The sequence below is a fragment of the Streptomyces sp. NBC_01176 genome (assembly GCF_045039825.1).
Classification (GTDB): Bacteria; Actinomycetota; Actinomycetes; order Streptomycetales; family Streptomycetaceae; genus Streptomyces.
In genome coordinates this window covers 2,489,063-2,505,377 of sequence record NZ_CP108600.1, presented here as the reverse complement: position 1 = coordinate 2,505,377, position 16,315 = coordinate 2,489,063, and the positions used below count along the sequence as shown (strand labels likewise).

Below are 16,315 nucleotides of genomic sequence, written 5' to 3'. Positions count from 1 at the left end.
GCATTGCTCGAGCCCAGCAAAAACATTCGTTGGCACTGATCCCGGCTGGTGAGGAGGATGGAAAGAGCCATCCACTTCCGCCCGAGGAGGGGTACCCCTGCCTGCCGTTCCGACGCCGCTGAGCCGTCCCACAGCCGACGCTCCCGACGACCCGACCCATCCGATCCCCGCACCAGCTCCCGCCGACCTGGCGCCCCGCGCCCCCTCCCGGCGCCGTGCCTCGCACACGACCGGCTTCTGGTTCGTGGCGGTGGCCTTCACCGTGCTGATGGCCTTCGGTACCGCGCCCACCCCGCTGTGGCCGCTGTACGAGGCCCGGGACCACTTCGGCGCGACCACGGTCACGGTGGCGTACGCGTCGATGGTCGTGGGCGCAGCGGCCGCCTTCCTCGGACTGGGACACCTGTCGGACCGGCTCGGCCGACGACGCGTCATCGTCCCGGCGCTGCTGGTCGGCATCGTCGCGTCGGTCGTACTGATCGCGTGGCGGGACCTGCCGGGGCTGATCGCGGGCAGGATCCTGAACGGTGTCGGACTGGGGCTGATGGCCTCGACCGCGACGACGTACCTGCACGACCTCCACGACGAGGCCCGTCCGGAACGGACGGGTTCGCCGCTGCCCGGCATCGTGGCCACCGCCGCCAACCTCGGCGGCCTGGCCTCAGGGCCCCTGGTCGCCGGAGCCGCCGCCGAGTGGCTTCCCGCGCCCCTGATCACCGCCCAGGCGATCTTCACGCTCGCCATGGCAGTGTGCCTGGCGCTGGTGCTGTCCACCCCGGAGACCGTGGACCTGGAGCTGCCCGCGGCCGAACCGCCCAGCAGGTTCGTCCTGCGCCCCGGCGGCGGGCGGACGTTCGGCGCGGCCGGCGCGCTGGGCGCCTTCGCCTTCGCGATCCTCGGCCTGATCTCCTCCCTCGGGGCGAGCGTGCTCCATGGCACCCTGCACACCGACTCGCACCTCGTGGTCGGCTTGGCGGCCTTCCTCATGTTCGGTTCCGCGGCGGCCGCCCAGCTGGTGCTGGGCCGCCTCCCGCTGCCCCGGGTCCTGACCGTGGGGGCAGTGGTCTTCCCGGTCGGCCTGGCCCTGTGCGCCGTCGCCCTCTACCACCCGGCGCTCTGGCTCTACCTGGTCGCCGTGTCCCTGTCGGGAGCCGGCTCCGGGCTGCTGTTCAAGGGAGGCGTCGAACGCGCCGTTTCCGTGGCCGAGCCCGCCTCACGGGCGGGGGTCCTCGCCGTGTTCTTCGTCGTCGCGTACCTGGGAATGGGCCTGCCCTCGGTCCTGTTCAGCGTCGCCCTGCGGCATTTCGCCGTGCAGACCGCGATGATCGGCTTCGCGGCGGTCCTCTCCTGTGGCGCCGTCGTGTCGGTCGCCGTCGCGTTGCGCGACCGCGCACCCGGTCCCGGCCCGCTCTCGGCGCAGTCCGCTCGCCCCTCCTGACCTCCCTGCGGTGCACGCCGCACCGGTTGTCTGGGAGGCGCGGACCCGGGTACTCGCCTCGGGCGCGCGTGACACGGATCCGCGGCAGACGGGAGGCCCGAGATGTCTGCGGAATCGGCCGGAACGATCGCGCTCCCCTCCGGTGAGGAGATCGCGGCGCTCGGGCAGGGCACCTGGTACCTGGGCGAGGAACCGGCCCGGCGTGAACAGGAGATCGCCGCGCTGCGACTGGGCGTGGACCTGGGGATGACCGTCGTGGACACGGCGGAGATGTACGGCGACGGCGCAGCCGAGGAGCTCGTCGGGGAGGCCCTCAGGGGACACCTGGAGGAGGTCTTCCTCGTCAGCAAGGTGCTGCCCGGCCACGCCGACCGGAAGGGCACTGTCGCCGCCTGCGAGGGCAGCCTGCGGCGGCTCCGTGCGGAACGGCTGGACCTCTTCCTGCTGCACTGGCGGGGACGGTGGCCACTCGAGGAGACCCTTGCGGGATTCACCGACCTGATGGAGGCGGAGAAGATCCGCTACTGGGGCGTGAGCAATCTGGACGTCGCCGACATGGTCGAGCTGACCGCCCTTCCCGGCGGCGACGCGGGGGCCGTCGACCAGGTGCTGTACAACCTCTCCCGGCGCGGCGTCGAGTGGGATCTGCTCCCCTGGTGCCGCGAGGCAGGGGTGACGGTCATGGCCTACTCCCCGATCGAGCAGGGGCGGCTGCTGAAGGTCGAGGCTCTGGGTGCCGTGGCCCGGGCCCTCGGAGCCACGCCGGCCCAGGTGGCACTCGCCTGGGTGCTGGCACAGGGGGCGGCCGCGATCCCGCGTTCCGGATCACCCGACCACATTCGGGAGATCCGCGGCGCGGTGGACCTCCACCTTCCCACCGAGGCGCTCGAGGCCCTCGACGAGGCGTTCCCGCCGCCCGGCGGCCCCACGCCCCTGGAGATGCTCTGAAGGGACGGCCGCACGGCCGGCCGACGACTGCCCGCGCCCTTCATGCTGCTCTGCCGGGGGAAGTGGGGGCGCCCCATTTCGGCCTGGGGTGCGGAGGCGCTCAGCAGGGGGCTCTGCGAACCTCGACCGGGTAACAGCCGATGTCGGCGCGGGCGGGAGCGAACGACGCCGTCCGTTCCCGGTGAGGAGGCGAGAGGCATGACCGTGATGGGTGTGTCGAAGTTCGAGAGGTTCTTCCGCGCCGCCGCGAGCCTCGACGTGGACAGGAACGACCTGAAGCGGTACGGCGACTTCGTCGACGCCAAGCTCTACGACCTCCTGGTCGCAGGCCAGGCGTCAGCCAAGGCCAACGGCAGGGATACCGTCGAACCGTGGGATCTGCCGATCACCAAGGGCCTCCAGGAGAGCATCCACCGGTTCCGGCGGCTCGACGAGGAGGTCGAGCTGAAGCCGATCCTGGAACAGTTCGCCACGCATCCTCCCCTCGACAGGGCACCCACCCAGGAGGCCGAAGAGCGCTACCCCGAGATCATCGGCGGTCTCAGCGTCGCCCTCGCCGAGACGTTCAAAATCATGTATCCGGATGTCAAGAACCCGCAGACCAGTCACTGGGAGGGCGTGACCGCGGTGTTCGACCGGCTGCTGTAGCGGTCGCGTCCCGGTGCGTGTCGCCGGACCAGCGTGAAGCATGTCCCGATTCGCATGTCCAAAGGCCCGAGAAAGGGCCTGCCCGCCTTCTGTCTGACCAGATGGGCAGCAGGGGGATACACGGATACGCCGCGGCCTCGACCAGGCCGCCAGGCCAGAGCGACTCGTGAAGGGAGCCGTACCATGACACAGGAACTCCGGGGGATGCGGGTGGGGATTCTGGCGACCGACGGCGTCGAGCGCGTGGAACTCGACCAACCGCGCGGTGCGCTGCAGGGCGCGGGCGCGAAGACCGAGATCGTCTCGCTCCACCCCGGCGAGATCCAGGCCCGCCAGTTCGACCTCAACGCGGCCGGAACCTTCCCCGTGGACCGCCTGGTCGCCGACGCCTCCGTCGACGACTACCACGCCCTGCTCCTGCCCGGGGGCACCATGAACCCCGACCAGCTGCGCATGAACCGCGACGCGGTGCGGTTCGTCAAGGACTTCATGGCCAGCGGGAAACCGGTCGCATCGATCTGCCACGGCCCGTGGACCCTGGTCGAGGCCGACGCCGTGCGCGGTCGCCGCCTGACGTCCTGGCCCAGCATCCGCACCGACCTGCGCAACGCCGGCGCGGAGGTCGTCGACGAGGAGGTGGTCGTCGACGGGCAGCTGGTCACCAGCCGCAGCCCGGCCGACCTGCCCGCCTTCTGTGCCGCCGTCGTGGAACAGTTCGCCCGGGCGCACCACCCCATGCACAGCTGACCCGGCGGAATGGGAGCTCAGCCGCGGCACCTCGCGAGCGATGTCCGCCGCAAGCTGGAACGCGGCATGGCGACGCGCGCGACCCTGCGCCCCGAACCCGAATGACCGGTGCTCAACCCTCGCGCCGTCGTCAGGAGGGCGCGAGCCGGGCCGCGAGATAGGGCGCGGTGGCGCTGCGGCGGGCCTTCGCCACCTTGGCGGGCGGGCCCGCCGCGACCACCCGGCCGCCGGCGTCGCCGCCGCCCGGCCCGAGGTCGATGACCCAGTCCGCGGTGGCGATCGTGTCCAGGTCGTGCTCGACGAGGACGACCGTGTTGCCGGCGTCGACGAGCCGGTGCAGCTGTCGCAGCAGCAGCGCGATGTCCGAGGGGTGCAGTCCCGCCGTCGGCTCGTCGAGCAGGTAGAGCGCGTGTCCGCGGCGGGCTCGCTGGAGTTCGGTGGCCAGTTTGATGCGTTGCGCCTCACCCCCGCTGAGTTCCGTCGCGGGCTGCCCCAGCCGCAGGTACCCCAGTCCCACCTCGCGCAACGTCTCCAGACTGCGGGAGGCGGCCGGGACGGCGGACAGGAACGTGGCGGCGGCGTCGACGGACAGCCCCAGCACCTCCGCGATGTTCTTGCCGCGGTAGGTGACTTCCAGCGTTTCGGCGTTGTACCGGGCGCCGTGGCAGGTCGGGCACGGCGCGTAGGTGCCGGGCAGGAACAGCAGTTCCACCGCGACGAATCCTTCGCCCTGGCAGGTCTCGCACCGCCCTTCGGGCACGTTGAAGGAGAACCGCCCGGCCGAGTAGCCGCGCGCCCTGGCCACGTCCGTCGCCGCGTACAGCTTGCGCACCGCGTCGAACATCCCCGTGTACGTGGCCAGGTTGGACCGGGGAGTGCGGCCGATGGGCCGTTGGTCGACCCGGACCAGCCGGTCGAACGACTCGACGCCCGACGCGTCCTGGACGTCGACCTCCAGCGCAGCGTCCTCGGGCTCCTCGGGTACGAGTCCGAGGTGGCCGCGGACGACCTCGGCGAGCACCTGCGTCACCAGCGTCGACTTTCCGGAACCGGAGACACCCGTCACCGCCGTCAGGACGCAGAGCGGTACGTCGACGGACACGTCGCGCAGATTGTGGCGGGAGACGCCGCTCAGGCGCAGCCAGCCGTGCGGTGCGCGCGGGCGGTGATCGAGCGGCTGGGCGCGCCCGAACAGGTACTGGCTCGTAGCCGACTCACTGACCCGCTCAAGACCGGCGACCGGGCCGCTGTACAGCACGCGTCCGCCACCCTCACCCGCGCCGGGGCCGATGTCGACCACCCAGTCGGCCCGCCGTACGACGTCCATGTCGTGCTCCACGACGAACAGCGAGTTGCCCGCCGCCTTGAGGCGGTCCAGCACGTCCAGCAGCGGTTCCGCGTCAGCCGGGTGCAGGCCCGCGGAGGGTTCGTCGAGGACGTAGACGACGCCGAACAACCCCGAGCGCAGCTGGGTGGCGATCCGCAGGCGCTGCGCCTCGCCGGGGGACAGGGTCGTCGAGCGGCGCCCGAGGCTGAGATATCCGAGGCCCAGGTCGAGCAGTACGTCGACCCGCGCGACCAGATCGCCGCAGATCCGGACCGCGACCTCGGTCGTCTCCCCGGATCGGGCGGTCGACGTGGTGGCGTCGGCCTCGGACCGCCCCGCGACGGGCCGCAGCAGCGCCACGACCTCGGTGAGCGGCATCGCGTTGATCTCGGCGATGGAACGTCCGGCGAAGGTCACGGCGAGCGCCTCGGGCCGCAGTCCGCTGCCGTGACACTCCGGGCAGGGCACACTCCTGACGAACCGGAGCGCCCGTTCGCGCATCTTCTCGCTCTTGGAGTCGGCGAGGACGTGCATGACGTGCTTGCGGGCGCTCCAGAACTTGCCCTGGTAGCCGTAGTCGACGCGGTCCTCCTCCGGCTCGATGTACACCAAGGGCTGCTCGTCCGTGTACAGCAGCCAGTCCCGGTCCTTCTTCCTGAGCCTGCGCCACGGCCGGTCGATGTCGATCCCCAGGCCGCTCACGACACTGCGCAGGTTGGCGCCCTGCCAGGCGCCCGGCCAGGCGGCGATCGCCCCCTCGCGGATGCTCAGCGAGGGGTCGGGGACGAGCAGGTCCTCGGCGACGTCGTGCACGACGCCCAGTCCGTGGCACTCCGGGCAGGCGCCGGCCGCGGTGTTGGGTGAGAACGACTCGGCCTCCAGCCGTGCGGCCCGGGGCGGATAGGTGCCGGCGCGGGAGTACAGAATGCGCAGCAGATTGGACAGCGTGGTGATGGTGCCGACCGTCGAGCGCGAGCTGGGCGACCCGCGCCGCTGCTGCAGGGCCACGGCCGGTGGCAGTCCGGTGATTTCCTGCACGTGTGGTGCGCCGACCTGCTGCAACAGCCTTCGGGCGTACGGTGCCACGGACTCGAAGTAGCGCCGCTGGGCCTCCGCGTAGAGCGTGCCGAACGCGAGCGAGGACTTGCCCGAACCGGAGACGCCGGTGAAGGCGACCATCGCGTCCCGCGGAACGTCGACATCGATGTTCCGCAGGTTGTTCTCACTGGCGCCCCGGACATGCACGAAGGGGTCGGTCGCGTCCTTGTCCACCGTTCCTGACTACCCGATCGCGCCGGGAACCGCGCGACAGGCGCCGCCACCGGGCCTCGCTCGTCGCGGTGCCCGGGGTGGCGCGGAGCCGGTGTTCGTGGTGGCGTACACAACCGTGGTCCGGTGGTGGAGCAGGCCCTGCGCGGGGAGGACGAGGAGATCTGACCGTACCGCCCGCACTGCCGGCCGGGGCCAGCGTGTCACGCGGCGTCGGCAATACCTCGCGGGCATCCTGTGGGCACGGGCGGTCGGGGGGCAGCCGACGAGAAGGAGGCATGCGGGTGTCGTCTCAGGGCGTAACGGTCGTGGCTCTCCTGGCGGATCCCGACGCGCCCACGGAGATCGCGCAGCGCATGGCCCGGATACTTCCCACTCGGCTCGCCGACAAGTCGGGCCAGAGGCGGAAGTTCCACGTCGAGGTGGTCAGTGAGCCCTTCACCGCAGGGACCGATGACCCGCCCACCCTGATGCGCCGGATCATGGACCGCGGAAGAGCGGAGAACTGGGACATCGTCGTGGCCCTCACCGACCTTCCGCTGCACTCGCACGGGCGCAAGCTCGTGGTGGATCTGAGTCACGAGCACGGTTTGGCGCTGCTGTCCCTTCCTCCGCTGGGGGGCTTGCGTCTGCAGACGAGAGCCCGGCGCGCCGTGGAGGAAGCCGTGCTCAGCTTGGCGGGCCTGCGCGCCACCGGGGCCGAGGGACCTCCGCGGAGTCAGCCGTTCTTGGGGCCTTTCGTCAGTCGTCTCGCGCCCGTTCACCCGGGCCAGGTCGGTGAGGAGGAGACCGCTGATCTTCGGTACGTCGTCAGCGGACCGCGCGGTCACCTGAGGGTGCTCGTCGGTATGGTCCGCGCCAACCGGCCGTGGCGCTTGGTGCCGGGCTTGTCGAAAGCCCTGGCGGCCGCACTCGCCACGGGAGCAGTCGCCACCGTGAACTCCACCATCTGGAGCCTGGCCGAGACCCTGAGCGCGCCACGCCTCGTGATCGCCACGGTCGGGTCCGTCGCGCTCATGGTCGGCTGGCTGATCGTCGACGCGCAGCTGTGGCATCGATCAACAGAGGCCTCGCCGGAGGCGAGGCAGAGGGCGAGGCTCTACAACGCCTCGACGGTCATGACGGTGGGTATCGGGGTGCTCGTCTGCTACGGCGGTCTGATCGTCATCAATTTGGTGTGGGCTCTGTTCATCATCAACGGCCGAGTGTTCGCTTCCGTGACACGAACCCCGCTGCACGCCGCGGAATACTTGACGTTGTCATGGTTCGTGGCTTCGGTCGCCACCGTGGGCGGCGCGCTGGGATCGGGCCTGGAGAGCGACGAGGCGATCCGGGCGGCCGCCTACTCCAAGCGGGAACAGGAACGTCGCCACATGCTCCAGGGCGACCACGATGACTAGCTGGTAAGGTGAGTTGGAGATGCGTCGTTGATTGGTGGTCGTCCGAGTCCGAAGCGTGCGTAGCCGACTCACATCGAGGGCCCACGGGGAATCGGACGGTACGCCACCGGAGCGCCGGGACTCCGCCTGACGGCGGTGGTACCACCTTTCCGCCTGAACCGGGTGAATCCCCCAGAGGCATGCCGGAGCCACGGAGCCCGTCGCACCCACTCCCTGGAGTCAGGCCCCTAGCGCCGTCTCCATCCCCTGCCGTGCTGCGGTCATGCCGCGGCGCCAAAGGAAGCCATCATGAAAGCAGCGGTATACGAAGGCCCGCGAACGGTCGCCGTGAAGGACGTGCCCGACGCGAAGATCGAACACCCCTGCGACATCATCGTCAAGATCACCACTACCAACATCTGCGGTTCGGACCTGCACATGTACGAGGGCCGCACCTCCTTCGAGTCCGGCCGCACCCTGGGACACGAGAACCTGGGGCAGGTCGTGGAGGTCGGCTCGGCTGTCCGCAAGGTCCAGGTCGGCCAGTATGTGGTCCTGCCCTTCAACATCGCCTGCGGCTTCTGCAAGCAGTGCGAGCGGGGTCTCACCAATTACTGTCTGACCATGCAGCCGGAACCGGCCCTCGCCGGAGCCGCCTACGGCTTCGCCGACATGGGCCCCTACCAGGGCGGCCAGGCGGAACTGCTGCGCGTGCCCTACGGCGACTTCAACGCGCTGCGTCTGGGTGAGGACGCCGCCGAGCGGCAGACCGACTATGTGATGCTCGCCGACATCTTCCCCACCGGCTATCACGCCACCGAGATGGCCCACGTCAAACCGGGCGACCAGACGATCGTCTTCGGAGCCGGTCCCGTCGGGCTGATGGCGGCGTACTCGGCCCTCCTCAAGGGCGCCGGCCGCGTCTGGGTGGCCGACTTCCAGCCCGACCGGCTGCGCAAGGCGGAGGAGATCGGGGCCATCCCGATCAACACCGCCGAGCAGAAGCCGGCGGAGGTCGTCAAGGAGGCCACCCTCGGGCTGGGCGCCGACAACGGCTGTGAGTGCGTCGGCTACCAGGCACACGACCCCGAGGGACACGAGGACGCCAGTCTCACGCTCAACGGACTGATCGACTCGGTCAGGTTCACGGGCGACATCGGTGTGGTGGGCGTGTTCCTGCCCGAGGACCCCGGCGGCGCGGAGGCCCAGGGGGAGCTGGAGGCGCACGGCAAGGTCCCGATCGACTTCGGCATGATGTGGTTCAAGGGCCAGCACATGGGCACCGGGCAGGCGCCGGTGAAGAGGTACAACCGGGCGCTGCGGGACCTGATCGCCGGCGAGAAGGCGAAGCCGAGCTTCGTCGTCTCCCACGAACTCAGCCTGGACGAGGCCCCCACCGCCTACGAGCACTTCGACGCCCGTGACGAGGGCTGGACCAAGGTGGTCCTGCATCCGAACGGACACGGCAACGGCCACAAGCGGTAAGAGACCCGAGGCCGCCGTCCCGCCTGTTGCCCCCGGACCGGTCCGGGGACGGGTGGCCATCTGCCCGTCGTCCGGCCGGGGTTGGGGGCAATCGCCCGCGCTCCGGTCGGACCTGGACCAACGGCTTGCCCGCCCTCCGGCCCGGACGGCGGACGACGGACGCTCAGCAGTGTCCGCGGTGGCTGTGCCCCGTCCAGTGGCCGCGGCCGTCAGTCTGTCCCGGGGCGTGTGGGAGGCTTCCGTGCCTGACGGCTGCCGCACCTCAACCGGGCCGACGCGACCCGGCAGGGTGTTCCGACCAGGCTCACGCCCGTGACGTGGCCGCGGGCCTTCGGGGAGGTCGTGCGCTCCGGGCTCACGATCGAGGAGACGCGGCTGGAGCCCCTGCTCGCGCTGCGCACGGCAGTCGGGGTGGCGATCGTCGTCGGGCCTACCCTGTGGCTGGTCTCGCCTGCGTATGCCGCGTCCGCCGCCCTAGGCGCCTACTCCGCGGGTGGGGCCACCTTCCAGCGCACCTGGCGTCCACGCAAGGTGATCGCGCTCGGCGCGGGCGCGGGTCTGGCGCTCAGCACCTTCGTGGGGTACCTGGCGGCGGGGCGACTCGTGACGTTCCTCCCGCTGCTGGCCGTATGGGCCTTTGCCGCGGGCATGGCGTGGGCCGTCGGATCGACCGCTGGGATCGTCGCAGCGACGACCGTGGGCAGCATGCTGGTGACCATCACCCTGCCCACGAGCGTCGGGCGGGCCCTGGAGCACGCCGGGGTCATCGCGCTCGGAGGCGTGGCGCAGGCCGTGCTGATCCTGCTGTTCCCGATCCGGCGTTGGGGGGCGCACTGTGACGCGCTCGCCGACGCCCTGGCCGCCGTGGCGGACTACGCCCGCCGGCTGCGGCACGACCCGACCGCCCCGTTCGACCCGGAGCCGTTGATGACGGCGCGGGACGCGGCCTCCGTGACGCCGGCCCAGGCCCGCACCCGTCCTCCCGTCCTCCACGGCCCCCGGGGTCTCGCCGAGCGCATCCGGCCGGTCGTCGCCGCGCTCGCCGACCCGTACGTCGGCGCCCCGGCGGAGGGCCCCGGGCGGGACCGCGCGCGGGAGTTGCTCGACGCGGCCGCCGACGTCCTGGACGCGGCCGCCCGTTCGATCCGCCGTGGCACTCCCGCCGAGGTGCCGCCCGGGAGCACGGACGTCCTGCGCGTCGACGAGGAGCACGAGGTGCTGGAGGGGCCCGCGCGGCAGGCCGCCGAGCGGCTCGTGGAACTGCTCGGCGAGGCGTTGGAGATCGCCGGGAGCGGCGGCGGCGCGCGCGGAAGGACGCCCACGCCGCACGGCCCCGCCGGCGCCCAGTTCCTGGTGCGCCCGACACTGCTCCGGCTGGTCCCGGTCGTCGTCCGGGCGATCCGCCGTGAGCTCCGGCGGGACTCGCCCGTGTTCCGGCACGCCGTCCGCCTGGCGGCAGTAGCCACGATCGGCTATCTGATCGCCGCGCGGCTCCCCCTGGGCCACGGCTACTGGGCGCCCATCGCCTCGGTGATGGTGATGCGGCCGGACTTCCACCGGACGTACGCGCGTGCGGTGGCCCGTCTCGCCGGGACCCTGGCGGGGGTCGCGCTGGCCACCGGGATGGTGCGGGCCCTGGGCCCGGACGCCCATGTGTCCGCCGCGCTGGCGGTGGTCTCGGCGGGCCTGTCGTACACGCTGATCCGTACCGGCTACGCCTACTCCCAGTGCTTCACTGCCGCGTACGTCGTCTTCCTGCTCGGCATGGGCGGCCAGGCGTGGGAGCAGACGGTCCCGGAGCGGGTGGTGCTCACGCTGCTCGGCGGAGCCCTGGCCATGCTGGCCTACGTGGTGTTCCCCGCGTGGGAGACACCCCGGCTGCCGGGCCGGCTCGCGGACTGGCTCGCTGCCAACGGCCGCTACGCCGCCGCGGTGCTCCGCAACTACGCCGAACCGACCCAGGAGCATCACACCGACATGCGCAGGGCCCTGCTGGCGAGCAGGAAGGCACGTGCGGCCTGGCAGGAGGCATACGACCGGGCGAGGCAGGAACCGGTCCGCCCCAGGGGTCTGACGTCGCGTGAGGCGGAGGAGGCGCAGGAGGCGCTCAAGGGGTTCGGCCGGGCCGCGATGCTGATGGAGAGCCACGTCCCGCAGGCAGACAGCCGTTCCGGTCCCGAGGCGGAGCGGTTCGCCGAGGCCCTGGAGGCGGACACCGCGCAGGCGGCGGTCGACGTGCGCGAGCACAGGAATCCGGACTGGGGGCGCGTGGAGAAGGTGCTCCACGCGTGGGAGGGCGCCGCCGACGGGGACCGGAGCCCGGTGGTGCGGCGCGGGGCGGAACTGCAGAAGCGGGCCTTGGAGGACCTCGCGACGGCCGTGAGCCGCACACCCCTGGAACGGGACGTCGGCTCCGCTCGCGAGGAGCAGAGGGTGCGGGCGGCCGTGGCGGCGGAAGGTGACGGATCAGGAACCGCGCACCGGGGTGGGTGACGGCTCCGGCGACAGGGGAGCGCCGCGCTTCCTGGAGCGGGAAGCGGTCTCCCGGGCGCGTCGAGCACAGCCGTGCCCTGAGGACGCCCGCAGTGCAGCGAGACGCAGCCCGGTCCGGCCCGCACTCGGGTCCTCCGGTCGTAGCGGACCGGTCTGTCCACGATCCGCGCCGGAAGTGGGGGAGCGCGCCTGTACCGCCATGCCATGGCGTGAACTGGCGCTGTTCTCTTCCCCGTTGCCGGGGAAGAGAACAGCGCCAAGTGTGCTGCGGGCTGCTGTGCTCAGTTGGTGGTGAGCATGCCTTCGCGGAGCTTGGCGAGGGTGCGGTTGAGCAGGCGGGAGACGTGCATCTGGGAGACGCCGAGGTGCTCGCCGATCTGGGCCTGGGTGAGTTCGTCGACGAACCGCATGTGGATGATGCGGCGTTCGCGGTCGTCGAGTTCGGCGATCAGCGGGGCGAGGGCGTTGAAGTCCTCGACGAGTTCCAGGGCGGAGTCGTCCGCGCCGATGAAGGCGGCGAGGGCGGCCTCACCGTCTTCGCTGGAGGTGATGGCGGCGTCGAGGGAGGCCGAGGTGTAGCCGTTCGCGGCCTTCCGCGCCTCGATGACGTCTCCTTCCGACAGGGACATCAGCTCGGACAGTTCCCGTGTGGTGGGCATGCGGCCGAGCCGGCTACGGAGCTCCTCGGTGGCCTTGGCCAGCTGAACGCGTGCTTCCTGCAGGCGGCGCGGCACGTGCACGGCCCACGTGGTGTCGCGGAAGAAGCGCTTGATCTCGCCGACGATGTAGGGGACGGCGAAGGAGGTGAACTCCACCTCTCGGGTGAGTTCGAATCGGTCGATGGCCTTGATGAGGCCGATCGTGCCGACCTGGACGATGTCCTCCATCTCCTCGTGGCCGCGGCTGCGGAAGCGCGCGGCCGCGAACTGGACGAGGGTGATGTTCATTTCGATCAGGGTGTTGCGCGCGTACTGGTACGCGGGTGTGCCCTCTTCCAGGACGGCGAGCTGGTCGAAGAACAGCTTCGACAGCTCGCGGGCGTCCTTCGGAGCGACCTGCGAGGGGTCGCTGATCTCCGGCAGCACGACGGTCTGCGCCCCAGTCGTCTCGGTCACTGTCATGCTCGTCCCCTCCTGCGTGATCCAGCTTCGTTTGCCGCCTGCTCCTGCGCGGCCAGAGACGGCGTACCCCCGCTTGAGGCATGCATGCCACACGCTTCCACGGTGATTCCGCCACTCCCTCATCCCGCCTCGGGAGCAAGGGCGGAAGGGAGGTTAACCCATCGCGCATGGGGGTCCGACGGGGGGCTCGCCGGGATGCCGCGGCGGCCAATCCCCGGGTGCCGAGCCCGTCCGGCAACGCGGCACAGGGATTTTGCGACCGAGGTCGTCTTCCCCGGTGACGGCCGCAGGTGCTGCCCCGACGCTTGTGCCCCGTCGCTACCGCGGCGCGGCGCTACCGGTCCTGCCGACCACCTCGATGCTGACCGGGCGCGCGACCGGGTCGAGGGTGTAGGTGCCTCCGCCGTGGCGCAGGGCGTGCGTGACAAGTTTTGCTCTCAGCCTGGAACACGAAAATCTATGGTGGCGAGAGTAGACATTGGGAGATCACGCAGTTATGGTTTCTCTCGTAGTCGAGATCGGCAGGGCCCGGCAGACACGAACTGCCGGGCAGCAGTACCCGCACATGCAGTTGGCAGGACGGTGCGGTGGTGGAGTCCCGAAGCCAAGAGTTGTCGCAAGACGGCGACGGAACTGACGACCGGACCGGGTGGCCCGCAGTGATCAGGGGCCGCCACCAGCAGGACCGCAGTTGAAGTCGCAGTACCCGTCAGTGCAGTTCGCGGTATCCAGCAGCGAAGTCGGTGAGTGGTACCTCGGTGAAGGCGTCGGCTGCGGGCGCGCGCACCGGGAGGTTCGGCAGTGGGGTTCTGAGCCGGAGCAGTGGTCGCAGGACGGGCGACGGGCCGGCTGCCGAAGAGCGACGCTTCCTCGGGTCGCAACGCAACACGCAGTACGCGGTAGAGCAGTACCAGTAGTACGCAGTCCCCTTTGGTAGGTGTTTGTCGAGAGGGAAAGAACGGAGGAGCCAGGCGCCATCAGGATCGCCCGGGCGGAATGGCTTGGCCCGGGTACCGCAGGACATCGATAGTGAGGTGGTCTCCGGTCGAGAAACCGCGATCCCCGCGCCCCCGACAGCAGTCCGGTCGGGCCCGCGGAAACAGAAGGCCGGTGCAGTATCAGGGCCGGCAGATGGTGTAGCAGTTCCTTCGGGGCCCTGGCGCGACGAGCGCCAGGGCCCCTCCACGCGTTCCACGAAGAGGTGCAATGACAGCAGACGACTCGTTCGGCCGGCTCGATGACGACGACTACCCCGCCTACACCATGGGGCGGGCCGCCGAGACGCTCGGCACCACGCAGGGATTCCTCCGCGCGATCGGCGAAGCCCGCCTGATCACCCCGCTGCGCTCCGCGGGCGGACACCGCCGCTACTCCCGCTACCAACTGCGCATTGCCGCCCGCGCCAGGGAACTCGTCGACCAGGGCACCCCGATCGAGGCCGCCTGCCGCATCGTCATCCTCGAGGACCAGCTCGAAGAAGCCCGGCGTGTCAACGACGAATACCGCCGCGCCTCCCAGCCCGCTGATCCGACGGCCGCGGCCTGAGCCGACCGGGCCTCTGACTTCCCGCCCGGCGCCGTCGGATGCCGCGCTGGGTCCGGTAGTAGCTGCCGACCTGCCGCTTCTCCTTGTCGAACTCGGGGAGTCCTTCGGGAGCGCGACGTAGATCTTCAGATGATGCTGACGGCTGTGGCGTGGCGCAGCCGCACTCTGCGGGGCGGGTACGAAACTCGCTGTGCGGCTCTTCGCACGCGGCTGCGAAAGCTGAGCGCCCTGGCAGCCTTTGCGGTGCTGCTCCGGTCCGGCTGCCCAGCGGCATGGGTGAGCTGGGCCGCAGGCGACTGATCACCCGCCCTGACAGCAGTTTGGTGCACCACTCCCGGAGCCCATGAACGTGCATCCCGGACGGAGTCGTGAGCGTCATCGAGCATTGAGGAGCCGAAGTGACCGCACGAAGGCCCGACGGCGGGCAGGCCTCTGGCCGTCCCCGGAAGGGGAACCGCCGGGGCACGGCGATGACTCTGACGGAGACCCTGGAGGCGGCAGAGGCCGCAGCTCCCGTGGAGTCGCTCGACGTGGTCGCGCGGATGCTCAAGGACCATCTCGGAGCCGAATCGGTGTCCTTCCTCATCCTCGACTTCAGCGGCGGCTCGGTGGTGAGGCTGGGAGCGGCGGGCAGCGTCGACACCGGTACGCCCGCCCGGCGCATCACGGTGCGGGGCACCCTGTACGACGACGTGATCCGCACCCAGCGACCGAGCGTGGAGGAGAAGGGTGAGGGCGCGCCGGTGCGGATCGTCGCCCCGGTCACCAACCGCGGGGATGCCATCGGTCTGCTCGAACTGTTCCTGCCGACGGCGCCCGACGCGGCGGTGATGCGGGAGATCGGCGAGACCGCACACGCGCTGGCGTACCTCGTCATCGCCAACCGTTCCTACACCGACGTGTACCAGTGGGGCCGCCGTACCGCCCCCTTGAGCCTGGCCGCCGAGATCCAGCATCGGCTGCTCCCGACGTCGCTGGCCTGTGAGGCGGCGCAGTTCGCGGTGGCCGGGGCGTTGGAGCCGGCCGACGAGGTCGGGGGTGACACCTTCGACTACGTGATCGACCGGGACACGGTGCAGCTCTCCGTCACCGACGCCATGGGACACGATGTCGAAGCCGCGCTGCTGGCCACCCTGCTGGTTGGCGCCCTGCGCCGGGCACGGCGGGCCGGCGCCGGCCTTGCCGAACAGGCCCGCGAGGCCGACCAGGCCATGCACGATCACAGCCACAGGGGCTACGTCACGGGCCAACTCCTGCGCATCAGCCTGCTCGACGGCACGACCGAGTTCATCAACGCCGGGCACCCCTGGCCACTGCGCATGCGGAACGGCCAGGTGCAGGAGATCACCCCGACGGTGGATACACCTTTTGGTTTTCCTATGTCTCACACCTACCGCGTCCAGTCGCTGGACCTGCGGCCCGGGGACCGGCTCGTCATGCTCACCGACGGCATGCTGGAGCACAAGGCCGACAGCATCGAGCTGTCCGAGCTGATCGTACGGACCCGCGACCTGCACCCCCGCGAGGCCGCCCGTACCCTCATCGCAGCGATCGTCGCCGCCAACAACGGTCATCTGCACGACGATGCGACCGTCATGTGCCTGGACTGGCACGGTACCCGTCACTCTCAGCGCGACGCCGCCACCGGCGCAAACCTCACTAGTGCCTCAGAACGGTCACGTCCGGGGCGCGTCGGTGAATGACGAGACCACCCGGCCTCGCGGCCTCCCTTCAGGGCGTCTCTCCCACGTCCGTGCCGGCCTTGGTGAGCGGGTGGGGCTCACCTGTCGGTGGGGCCCGATCCGTGACGGCCTCGGGCTTCCACCGATCCGGTACGGCGCGGACGTGCAGGCCGGACCCGCGGGGCGTGGCTTCACGAACCTTCATCTTCTCCTCCACGTCTTCACATGGTGCG

The 16,315-nt window shown here is 70.7% G+C and carries 11 protein-coding genes; 9 read left to right on the top strand and 2 right to left on the bottom strand.

Annotated features, from left to right (window positions below):
• Positions 1–250 precede the first annotated feature (250 nt).
• The 4 genes from OG199_RS10570 to OG199_RS10555 all read left to right on the top strand — a co-directional run bounded on the left by OG199_RS10570 (position 251) and on the right by OG199_RS10555 (position 3,781).
• Positions 251–1,438, top strand: coding sequence for an MFS transporter (locus OG199_RS10570; RefSeq protein ID WP_405829210.1), 1,188 nt, complete (start codon positions 251–253; stop codon positions 1,436–1,438).
• 102 nt (positions 1,439–1,540) lie between these two features.
• Entirely contained in the window at positions 1,541–2,386 is an 846-nt protein-coding gene (locus OG199_RS10565; protein ID WP_405829208.1) for an aldo/keto reductase, read from the top strand.
• A 198-nt stretch (positions 2,387–2,584) separates the two neighbouring features.
• Positions 2,585–3,034 carry a DUF1931 family protein gene (locus tag OG199_RS10560; RefSeq protein WP_356809548.1) on the top strand — a complete coding sequence of 150 codons (450 nt, stop codon included), beginning with the start codon at positions 2,585–2,587 and terminating at the stop codon, positions 3,032–3,034.
• A 183-nt stretch (positions 3,035–3,217) separates the two neighbouring features.
• Positions 3,218–3,781 carry a type 1 glutamine amidotransferase domain-containing protein gene (locus OG199_RS10555; protein WP_356809547.1) on the top strand — a complete coding sequence of 188 codons (564 nt, stop codon included), beginning with the start codon at positions 3,218–3,220 and terminating at the stop codon, positions 3,779–3,781.
• A gap of 130 nt (positions 3,782–3,911) precedes the next feature.
• On the opposite strand, the gene uvrA is transcribed toward OG199_RS10555, so the two are convergent.
• The gene (gene uvrA / locus OG199_RS10550; RefSeq protein WP_401805777.1) at positions 3,912–6,380 is read right to left on the bottom strand and encodes an excinuclease ABC subunit UvrA; all 2,469 of its coding nucleotides are present in this window, start codon (positions 6,378–6,380) and stop codon (positions 3,912–3,914) included.
• Positions 6,381–6,655: 275 nt separating this feature from the next.
• Here uvrA and OG199_RS10545 point away from each other — a divergent pair, with 275 nt between their 5' ends.
• From OG199_RS10545 to OG199_RS10535, 3 genes are all read left to right on the top strand, one after another.
• A complete protein-coding gene (locus tag OG199_RS10545) occupies positions 6,656–7,777 on the top strand; it encodes a hypothetical protein (RefSeq protein ID WP_401805779.1) in 1,122 nt (373 codons plus the stop codon).
• A 288-nt stretch (positions 7,778–8,065) separates the two neighbouring features.
• On the top strand, positions 8,066–9,241 hold the full coding sequence (locus OG199_RS10540) for a glutathione-independent formaldehyde dehydrogenase (RefSeq protein ID WP_401805780.1): 1,176 nt from the start codon (positions 8,066–8,068) through the stop codon (positions 9,239–9,241).
• Positions 9,242–9,553: 312 nt separating this feature from the next.
• A complete protein-coding gene (locus OG199_RS10535; protein ID WP_405829206.1) occupies positions 9,554–11,734 on the top strand; it encodes an FUSC family protein in 2,181 nt (726 codons plus the stop codon).
• Between the two features lie 281 nt (positions 11,735–12,015).
• On the opposite strand, the gene OG199_RS10530 is transcribed toward OG199_RS10535, so the two are convergent.
• Positions 12,016–12,855, bottom strand: coding sequence for an RNA polymerase sigma factor SigF (locus tag OG199_RS10530; protein WP_401805783.1), 840 nt, complete (start codon positions 12,853–12,855; stop codon positions 12,016–12,018).
• Positions 12,856–14,061: 1,206 nt separating this feature from the next.
• On the opposite strand from OG199_RS10530, the gene OG199_RS10525 reads away from it, so the two are divergent.
• Positions 14,062–14,400 (top strand): MerR family transcriptional regulator, encoded by a 339-nt coding sequence (locus OG199_RS10525; RefSeq protein WP_401805785.1) that lies wholly within the window; start codon positions 14,062–14,064, stop codon positions 14,398–14,400.
• A gap of 470 nt (positions 14,401–14,870) precedes the next feature.
• Positions 14,871–16,103, top strand: coding sequence for a PP2C family protein-serine/threonine phosphatase (locus OG199_RS10520; protein WP_356808004.1), 1,233 nt, complete (start codon positions 14,871–14,873; stop codon positions 16,101–16,103).
• Positions 16,104–16,315: the final 212 nt, after the last annotated feature.

What these genes read in the sequence shown, in the direction of transcription:
- OG199_RS10565 (WP_405829208.1), top strand. Translation starts at nt 1,541, where the DNA reads ATGTCTGCGGAATCGGCCGGAACGATCGCGCTCCCCTCCGGTGAGGAG.
- OG199_RS10560 (WP_356809548.1), top strand. Translation starts at nt 2,585, where the DNA reads ATGACCGTGATGGGTGTGTCGAAGTTCGAGAGGTTCTTCCGCGCCGCC.
- OG199_RS10555 (WP_356809547.1), top strand. Translation starts at nt 3,218, where the DNA reads ATGACACAGGAACTCCGGGGGATGCGGGTGGGGATTCTGGCGACCGAC.
- OG199_RS10545 (WP_401805779.1), top strand. Translation starts at nt 6,656, where the DNA reads ATGCGGGTGTCGTCTCAGGGCGTAACGGTCGTGGCTCTCCTGGCGGAT.
- OG199_RS10540 (WP_401805780.1), top strand. Translation starts at nt 8,066, where the DNA reads ATGAAAGCAGCGGTATACGAAGGCCCGCGAACGGTCGCCGTGAAGGAC.
- OG199_RS10530 (WP_401805783.1), bottom strand. Translation starts at nt 12,855, where the DNA reads ATGACAGTGACCGAGACGACTGGGGCGCAGACCGTCGTGCTGCCGGAG.
- OG199_RS10525 (WP_401805785.1), top strand. Translation starts at nt 14,062, where the DNA reads ATGACAGCAGACGACTCGTTCGGCCGGCTCGATGACGACGACTACCCC.
- OG199_RS10520 (WP_356808004.1), top strand. Translation starts at nt 14,871, where the DNA reads ATGACTCTGACGGAGACCCTGGAGGCGGCAGAGGCCGCAGCTCCCGTG.